8 protein-coding genes are annotated in these 8,980 nt (G+C 66.0%); 2 read left to right on the forward strand and 6 right to left on the reverse strand.

Going from position 1 to position 8,980, the window contains the following annotated elements; translation table 11 throughout:
* The 6 genes from MKL09_RS09290 to MKL09_RS09315 all read right to left on the reverse strand — a co-directional run.
* Positions 1-1,580: methyl-accepting chemotaxis protein (locus MKL09_RS09290; RefSeq protein WP_244019698.1), on the reverse strand; the 1,580-nt coding region annotated here is incomplete at its 3' end.
* 1,313 nt (positions 1,581-2,893) lie between these two features.
* Positions 2,894-3,121 (reverse strand): hypothetical protein, encoded by a 228-nt coding sequence (locus MKL09_RS09295; protein ID WP_244019699.1) that lies wholly within the window; start codon positions 3,119-3,121, stop codon positions 2,894-2,896.
* Between the two features lie 497 nt (positions 3,122-3,618).
* Positions 3,619-4,044, reverse strand: a complete 426-nt coding sequence (locus MKL09_RS09300) for a hypothetical protein (RefSeq protein WP_244019701.1) — start codon at positions 4,042-4,044, stop codon at positions 3,619-3,621.
* A gap of 198 nt (positions 4,045-4,242) precedes the next feature.
* The gene (locus MKL09_RS09305) at positions 4,243-5,919 is read right to left on the reverse strand and encodes a methyl-accepting chemotaxis protein (protein WP_244019703.1); all 1,677 of its coding nucleotides are present in this window, start codon (positions 5,917-5,919) and stop codon (positions 4,243-4,245) included.
* Positions 5,920-5,981: 62 nt separating this feature from the next.
* Complete coding sequence (locus tag MKL09_RS09310; protein ID WP_243939301.1) at positions 5,982-6,335, reverse strand: methylamine utilization protein; 354 nt, start codon at positions 6,333-6,335, stop codon at positions 5,982-5,984.
* A gap of 756 nt (positions 6,336-7,091) precedes the next feature.
* Positions 7,092-7,400 (reverse strand): hypothetical protein, encoded by a 309-nt coding sequence (locus tag MKL09_RS09315; RefSeq protein WP_243939433.1) that lies wholly within the window; start codon positions 7,398-7,400, stop codon positions 7,092-7,094.
* Positions 7,401-7,752: 352 nt separating this feature from the next.
* On the opposite strand from MKL09_RS09315, the gene MKL09_RS09320 reads away from it, so the two are divergent.
* Positions 7,753-8,367, forward strand: a complete 615-nt coding sequence (locus MKL09_RS09320) for a hypothetical protein (protein WP_244019704.1) — start codon at positions 7,753-7,755, stop codon at positions 8,365-8,367.
* Positions 8,360-8,767 (forward strand): hypothetical protein, encoded by a 408-nt coding sequence (locus tag MKL09_RS09325; protein WP_244019705.1) that lies wholly within the window; start codon positions 8,360-8,362, stop codon positions 8,765-8,767. Before MKL09_RS09320 ends, MKL09_RS09325 begins: the two co-directional genes overlap by 8 nt.
* The last annotated feature ends 213 nt before the right edge of the window (positions 8,768-8,980 follow it).

An 8,980-nucleotide genomic window follows, 5' to 3' on the forward strand; every position in this document is an offset into this window, starting at 1 on the left:
CATTCCGACGCCCAGATCTGCAAGCGCGCCACCGAGGTGATCGCTACAGCCCAGGCCCCCGCCAAGACCTCCCGCCAGGGCCTGCGCGCGGTCTCCAACACCGCCAAGGCCATGGACGCGATCCGCAAGCAGGCTGAAGCCTTGGCCGGCAACATCGTCAGCCTGTCGGAGAAGACCCAGACGCTCGGCGACATCATCGAGACGGTCAACGCCATCTCCGAGCGCACACATCTGCTCGCGCTCAACGCGGCGATCGAGGCGGTGGCGGCCTTGGCCTGGTCGGCGAGCAGCTTCCTCTCGGAGGCGACCACCGCGAAGCTGCGCCCGCTCTCGCCGGCCGACGCCGCCTCGATCGCGGCGTTGAGCGCGAGCAGATGTGTGCGCTCGGAGATGTCGTTGACCGTCTCGATGATGTCGCCGATCGTCTGGGTCTTCTCCGACAGGCTGACGATGTTGCCGGCCACGGCTTCAGCCTGCTCGCGGATCGCGTCCATGGCCTTGGCGGTGTCGGAGACCGCGCGCAGGCCCTGGCGGGAGGTCTGGGCGGTGGCCTGGGCGGTGGCGATCACCTCGGTGGCGCGCTTGCCGATCTGGGCGCCGGAATGGGTGATCTCGTCGACCGTGGCGGCGGTCTCCTGCACGGCCGCGAACTGCTCCTCCACCGAGGCCGCCTGCTGCTGCGCCGAGGCCCGGATCTCGGCCGCGGCCGCGTTCAGGTCGGAGGTGGCCGCCCGGTTGGTGCGCGCGAGGTCCGACAAGCCGTCCACCATGACGTTCATAGTACGCCCGAGGCGGGCGATCTCATTACTGCCGCGCACCTCCATCCGCCCCGACAAATCGCCATCGCCAACGCGATCGACGAACGACATCATCGCTTCCAGCGGCCGTACCACCGCGCGGCTGATCAGCCAGGTGACGAGCATCGCCAGCAGCACCGAGGCGGCGAGCGTCAGGTAGATCGACAGGCGCGAGCGCTCGTAGGTCTCGCCGATCCCCTGTTGGCCCGCTGCGACGCTGTCGTTCAGCGCTCTGTCGGCTCGCTCGACGCCTAGGGTGGTAGCTTCATATTGTCGGCCAACCTCCTCGTTGTGGTTTTCTACCTCTTGGATATCGCCTGAGGCTGTAGCCGTGAGTTGAGCTTCGCTGCCGTCGCGGTAGCGGCGGTAGGTATCGTTGGCCTGGGTGAGCGTCGTGTAGAGACGCTCCCAGGTCGCAGCTCGCTCCGACGAGATCGCGTTCGCGCGGTAGTTGTCCGCCTCTCGGATCAGATCGGCGAAGAGCTTGTCGGTTTCGATCGCGGTCCGACGCCAGGTGGCAAAGATATCCGTTTCACGCACTGGACGGTTTTGCGCCTTCATCAGGCTAGCGATTACGGCGTTGCGGCGAAGGATGCCGAGGTTGCGCGTCTGGTTACCCAGCTCGTCGAGCTGCCGCATCATGGCGATGTCTCGGCTGACGATCATATCAGTAGCTTCGCGCACTGCCCCGAGCTGCCCGATTGCGTAGAGACCCAGCGCCACGATCACCACGATGACGGCGCTGAAGCCGAACAGAATGCGTTGCGCGATCGAGAGTGACACGGTGACCTCTGGGTGCAAGCATCAGGAGGTCATCCGAAACGCGACCAACCGATTGGAAAAGCGCAAGATCTCTCGCATTCGGCGCCGGGCGCATACAACCGGCTTGTCATCAACTTACTGCGTGGTTGGGTGAGTGTCGGTGCGGCGGGGGAACTGAACACCGCAAGCGCCGGCTTACGGCCCGAAACGTCACTGTAGATCGTCAAGTTGCTCCGGATCGTCTGGCTGTTCCTGCCGCGCTGGTTCGCCCGGCGCTTCTTCCTGCCTTTGCGGCGGTTTGTACTTAGGCTCTGCAGCCGGCGTCGGGGGAAGAGCGGTCCGCATCGGAGCGGCTGGCTTTATGGCAGACAGCACGGCCGGCCGTTGTGGGGGCAATGGAGGATGAGCGATCGGTCCGGCGATCGACGGCGCTTGGACGGGCAGCGTGCCAGTTTCAGCGGGTGATGGAGGTGCGGCCATCGCAGAATTTTGGGGTAGCCCCTCGGACGATGGCGCCTGGAGCGCTACGGACTGTCCTGCCGCCGAGGTCCCACTCGATGGCTGAGCTTTGGCCGGAGCAGGCTGCGCAGCTGCCACACGCTCAGGTTCACATTTCTCACTACATTGGTCGACGTGAGCGTGAAAGGTCTTGGCGCCGATCGTAGCAGCGATGACGCAGCTGCTTGGGTGATAAACGAGCCCGAACTGGAACTTACCCTTGTCATCAGACTCGGCCGTGAACTTCCCATCCAGCGACACGCTCGTGTGCGGCTGATCGGTTGTCCCGACAACGTAGAGCCGCCCGGCGGCAATGGCGGCGGCATCGATCCCCGGGGCTGCATACGCGGCGGTACCAAGGGCAAGCGCTACGGCGCCAGTCGCCGCGAAGATCCTTGCCCACTGCATCAATCAGATATCCGCATTCCGCCCTTCTCTGGATCAGGGGCTGATTTTATCGGAACGCGCGGATGGCCGGGTTGGACCCGGGTCTCATTGCGGCATTGCGATCGACGCCGGGAACCTGCATGCGCTGATTGAGGCGGTTCAGGTCGAGCGCGATGCCTGGCGGGACGAGGCAGAGCGGCTGGGCGCTCGAAGCATCAGAGCTGCTTGAGCGGCGACAGCCTGTCCCGCGCCTGCTATAGAACCGCCTCTTCCCGTCAGCGCGCCCGAGGCGTTCGCGACACCGCAAAGCGTGCGGCGGGCAAGCACGTGACGACAGGCGCTCTCCGGGCCAGTTCCCTGCAGAACGCCCGTGAAGCCTTGGCCGGGCAGTCGCGTGAGGGTCGGTGCGGCGGCGGGACTGGAGACCGCAAGCGCCGTCTCACGGCCCGTTATTGAAGGCGGCTGGACGCAGTGTTGGCCCTGATCCAACGGGGCGAGAGAATGTCGCCGTCCTCTGTGATGATCCAGGGCTGCGCGTCCTCGGCGTCTATGGCTTCTGCGGCTGCCACGAGAGCTTGGCGTAGCGTCGGGAACTCATGACCCTGTGCGACGTGCGCTGGCCCGCGGCCGGGCCACACGGTTAGCTCTGCGCGCTTGTCGAGGTCGGCTCGCGTCATGCTCTGCTCTCGGCTGTTGCAGGAGCGAGAGTGCCTACCGCCGACATGCGGCGAGCGAGTGACAATCCGGTTAACGGTTGGTGTCTCTAAGCCTGAACCCTGGGCTGCCGGCGGTCACCAGGAGAAGAACCCATCGAGGCCTGGCATCATGAAGGCCAAGGTTGCGCCGGCTCCGATCACGCCCGCGACCATCACAACGAACTCCACGTCCTACCTCCGGTATCATTGTACGCGATCAACCGTCGGGAGGAGGCGAAGTTTCAGCTCCGCCGGTTCACCATCTGATGAACCGATCGGAGGCAGGCAGGGCTGCGATCGTGATAGCGATGGCGCCGACTGCGGCCACGAGCATAATAACTAACGGTAGGGACAAGGCTATGCGGCTCCCGGATCGTTTCGGGATCAACAAGCCCAGGATGAATTCGGTGCTGTGCGACAGAATGGCTATGTTAGATAGGGATTAGGCAGGAAGACCGGCACGGTCGGTGTGAGCATGTTCACGCGTAGGGCCCGCCGAACAGGTCGCCCATCGCCTTGCGCCTGAACAGCGTGCGCCGCCGCCGCCTCTGATGCTCCGGCCGGTCGTGGATCATGTGGCAGCGCTGGCAGAAGGCCGCGAGGTTGGCGTCAGCGTTGTCGGCCGTGTCGTGGTTCCGATGCGCGGCGGCCAGAACGACGTGTGTTCGGCGGGCACGGCCGAGGATGTCGGTGCCCGACCTGACCCGGATCCGGTGGCCCCACCCATCGCGCCAGCGGCTCGCTTCGGCATCCCACCAGCGCCCGTCACCAAGATGGTAGATCATCTGTCCGTGCGGCCGCCCGCAGCTTTCGCAGCGCCCCTGCGCCCGGCCGAAGCGGATCGCCATCGACAACTCGCGCCAGTCGATCGGGTAGAAGAAGCGGTGCTCGGGCCGGATCGGCATAGCGGGGGCCTGCGGCACCTATGGTGAAGAAAGCGTAGCAGTGATGCTCCTTGCTCTGTGCGCCCAATTTGAGCCGAAGCCGGGCGCAGCGAGGCTGACGGGGGCCTCAAAATGCAGAAAGGGCTACCGCCTCCTAACGTGGAGGAAGCAGCCCCTTTGGTGAATTGGTTCAGTGCGGCCCTGGAAGACCTGAACGCCTCAGGCAGCCCGCACGGTCGCCAGAAAGCGTCCGACCTCGGCGGCGAGGTGCTCGGACTGGCGTGAGAGTTCGGAGGCCGCCCCGAGCACCTGGCTCGCTGCTGCACCCGTCTCCTCGGCGGCGCCAGCCACGCCCGAGATGTTGCTCGTCACCTCGCCAGTGCCCATCGCGGCCTGGCTGACGTTGCGCACGATCTCCTGGGTGGCCGCCCCCTGCTGCTCGACGGCGGCGGCGATCGATGTCGCCACGCCGCTGATCTCACGGATCCGTCCGGTGATGCCGCCGATCGATGTGACGGCTTGGCCGGTGGAAGCCTGGATCCGGGCGATCTGACCCGAGATCTCACTCGTGGCCTTGGCGGTCTGCTCGGCGAGTGCCTTCACCTCGGAGGCGACGACGGCGAAGCCCTTGCCAGCGGCGCCTGCCCGTGCGGCCTCGATCGTGGCATTGAGCGCCAGCAGGTTGGTCTGTCCGGCGATCGAGGAGATCAGCCCGACCACATCGCCGATGCGCGCCACGGCGCTGCTCAGCTCCTGCACCAGGGCACCCGTTTGATCGGCTTCGCCGACGGCTAAGCGTGCCAGCTCCGCTGAACCGCTGACCTGCCGACCGATCTCCTGGACGGATGAGCCCAGCTCTTCGGCGGCCGCCGCCACCGTGTTGACGTTGCTGGCCGCCTCCTCGGCCGCAGCTGCGACCGTAGTCGACTGACTGGCCGTCTCAGTCGCGGTGGCGGTCATCGTCTGCGCAGTGGCCTGCAGTTCAGTGGCCGAGGACGACACCATGCCGATGATCCCGCCGACCGCTGCCTCGAACCCGTCGGCCATCTGGCGCATTCCCATCTTGCGCTGCTCCTCGGCAGCCAAGCGGGCTTCCGCAGTCTCCTCTTCCAGCGCCTTCATGCGGATCAGGCCGTCTTTGAAGATCTGAACTGCCGATGCCATCGCGCCGATCTCATCGCGGCGTTCCGCGCCTGGTACCTCCCGGCTTAGATCTCCTGCGGCGAGATTGGTCATGAATGCCGTCATGGCGCGTAGCGGCCGCACTACGCTACGGCTTATGAGCGTAGCGAAAAGACCGATCATCGCGGCAACGATGGATGCACCTCCTAGTAGACGCATCAGGGTCGGACGCATCTGCGCCGCCGTGTCGTCCGCGTAGATGCCCGATCCGATGATCCACCCCCACGGCGCGAAACCCTTCACGTAGGAGATCTTCGCCACGGGCTGATCCAAGCCCGGCTTTGGCCACAGGTACGGGACGAACCCTGCCCCCGACTGTTTCACCCGCTCGACCACATCTACGAACAGGTGCTTGCCAGCCGGGTCGACGATCCCAGCGATGTCCTTACCGATCAGGTCGGCCTTGGGATGCAACACCATGTGCGGATGCATGTCCTGGATCCAGAAATATTCGCTGCCCGCATAGTGCAGGCCCCGAACCGCCGCTACGGCCGCTTGCTGGGCGGCATCACGGCTCATCCGGCCGGCGCGCTCCTCGCCCTCAAAGTACGCGAGTACCCCCTGTGCCGTTTCCACGAGGTCACGGGTCTTCAGCTCACGCGCATCGGTGATGGTTGCGGACATGTCCCAGGCCGCCAAGCCAACCAGCGTGGCCATCCCGCCCAACGCGATCAAGGTAACAGTTTGGATGCGGGTACCGATATGGAAGACCATGAGGTTCTACTTTAAGTTTATATTAAACAGGTCAGCAGGCCGCCGTGGTGCAAGTCGGCAGCCTACCGCACGCGGACGGCGAGCTTCATTTTCGGATGGACGCCGCACAGGACGGTGAAATCGCCCTCCTTCGGGAAGGTGATGACGGCTCGGGCGCCGGGCTCAATGTCACCGGAGTCGAAGGCGAACTCATCGTCCTCGATGTAGGCGTGGTGGACGAAATTACCGTCGTCATTGACGATGGTGATGTGCTCGCCGGTGTGCAGGGCGACGTCCCGCGGTCCGAACTGCTTGCCCTTCTGCGATATGAGGTGATCCGCGTCTGGCAAGCTGGCGATGGCGCTACTGGCTACGGCCAGGGAAGCCATGGCACACAATACGAGTGTCTGAAACAATCTCTGGTTGATATAGAGCATCTGCACCACCACAGATCGGTGACCCGTGAGATGGATACTGAATGCAGCTCGTTAAGGTTGGCCGAAAATCTTCCACGTCTTCAATGCGATAACGAGGATGTGATCCAATGAGGCTCATGCGGTAGACAACGGTGAAGCAGCTGGCACACGTTGCAAGACGAGTTGCCCACACTCTCAGTGCGTGTGGTGTGATGCCCTTCCTGCTGCTGTCCCGCTTACCGTGCCCCTACCGTCTTCTACCGCCTCTTGCCGGATCCGACCGTACCCTGCCGTGCCTCCACCAACGTGCGACGCGCCGTCTGCGCAGCAGGGAAAGGCTGCGGCCACGCCCAGCCACTGAAGGCTTCAGGCTGCCAGTCGTTGCTAGAGAGTTTGCTAGCGGTTTGCCATAAGCTAGGTGGTATCACACCACACGCACTGAAGCTGCCGGGACCCCTGTCACCGCGACCTGCGTTCTCAAACCGAAGCCGATCGAAGCAAGGTGCATCAGGCCGAAGCCGCGCCGACGTTCTCCAACGTTCGCGCCTGCTCGGGAACGCTCGAAGATGTTCTCTGCACACCTGTGCACCCCAGTGCGGATCGGCTCGTCCGGCACGACCCATGACTACGGGTGCCTTGGTCTGTAGGCGGAATAACCCCGCCTCTGCACCCCTGTCCTGTTCCAGATGAGCACCGTTCGTGGCCGCCTCATGGGTCCTCGTCACTCGACACAGCGGCCGCCATCTTGAGCTTATGCCCGCACAGCGCGGCCCAGACCTACGATCCCCGCGCCTGGCCTCTCACCCCGGCGTTTCGCAGCATCCCGTAGAACTTGCCCGGGTCGAACATGGCCCTCGCCTGCTGCAGCGAGATCGGCCGGCCGCCCGGTGCCTCGCCCCCTGCCATTCCGCCGGCCTTCTGCTGGCCCTGCTTCTGCTGGCCGCCGGCGATGCTCTTCAGGGCGTTGCCGATCTGCGCGTAGGGGCTGGCTTCCTGCTGCGGCTGTGCGGCAGGGTCGGCTGAGAACCCGGTCGGTGGGGGAGCAACCGCGAGCGGTTGAGCTGACAGGGAAGCTACGCCCGGCATGGCCGACGACTGTCCGGGAATGGGAGGCGGCACGCGATGTCTATGCTCAAGCCATTCAGCGGCAGATCGCGGTCTCAGACGCTGCTGACGATCGCCCTGGGCCCGCGCCGGCCGGCTCTGGGCCGGATTGGCAGGCGTGGTTTGAGCGCTGTCAGGCGTGGCGCGAGCGGACCGGCGTCGAGGCCGCCGAGGCTGCATCCGCCGAAGCCCTCGATGAGCTGTGCGAGATCGAGGACCGCATCGCCGAGTTGCCGGCTGCGTCCCTGGCTGGTCTGCGCCTCAAGGCTCACGTCGCCCAGCGGAATGAGGACGTCGCCTACCCGGAGGATCTGGTCGACGGCCTGATCCGGACTTGCTCGCCTTCACCGGGCCGGCCGCCGTCGACTGGCACAACCCGCCGCCCGGTTTCATGGCTTCGCCAGCGATCAAGCCCACGAATTTCGCCCAGATCCCGCAGGGCCTGGACATGGAACTCCAGCGCCTGCGCGGCATCGCCCGAGCCGAGTTCCGGCGGCGAACCGCGGACCTGCACGAGCGCATGGGCCACGAGGAGGCCCAGAAGCACAGGGCCAAGGTCCGCGCCGAGCTGTTCCTGCCGGCGCTGACGGCCGCGGTCGATCCCGGCAGCGTGGAGGCGCAGGCCCTGGCTGCGCTCGGCCGGCAGAGCGGCCCCGACCCAGTGTTCGCGCTGATCGAGGAGCACCGCGCCGCCTACGCCGAGTGGGACCGACTATCAGACGTGTGGGGCGAGATGGCGCCGAACTCGCCGGGCTACGCCGAGGCCATGGCCGCCTCTGACGAGCCAGGCAAGCGCGAGGTCGCGGCCTACGACGCGCTGTTCACGGCTCGGCCGAGCACGCTGCCCGGGGTCGCGGCTCTCGCTGAGTACCTGCGGGAAGCCACGAACCGCACCAGCACCGACCCTCGTACCGTCGGCGGGCGAACGGGGCCTGTCTACCGTGGCTGACGCTCTGCGCGCGGTCCTGGCGACCCGCGAGGAGCGGTCTCGGCGCGAGACCAGCCTCGTCAGCATGCTCGACCTCGCGTCGGCCACGATGGACGACCTGCAAGCGCTCCACAATCTCGCGGACCTCGTTGGCGGCGTTGCCTATGCAGTCTGCTGGCAGAGCCGGGCTCGCGGCAACGTCGCCGGTGAGCTGATGCAGTGGCTGGGCGATGCCCTGACCGACGTCGAGACCGCGGCCAACGACGAGGCGCGCCGCCGCTGTCCGACCACGGCCTGCGACCGCGAAACCCGGCTGGAAATGCTGGCCCGGCCAGTGATCCAGAACGGCGACCCCGACGAGACCGCGGCCTTCGCCCGTGAGCTGCTGGCCCACGCTGAGGCTGAGAGGGCAGGGCGCTAAACGGCGCCCGCCACCCCTTCCTGTCGCCGTGCGTACCGCCCCGGCCGGATCCCGCCGGGCCTCCCCTTCATCGCGACCCGAGACCGATCATGGGCGACGTGCTCACCTTCACCCCGCGTCCGAAACCGGCCGCTCCGGATCTGGAGCCGCTGGCCGGCGGCGCGCTCCGCGCCAGCCTGGAGGCGGCCGCACAGGTCGCCCTTGACGCCGCGG

Source organism: Methylobacterium sp. J-048, from assembly GCF_022829515.1.
Classification (GTDB): Bacteria; Pseudomonadota; Alphaproteobacteria; order Rhizobiales; family Beijerinckiaceae; genus Methylobacterium.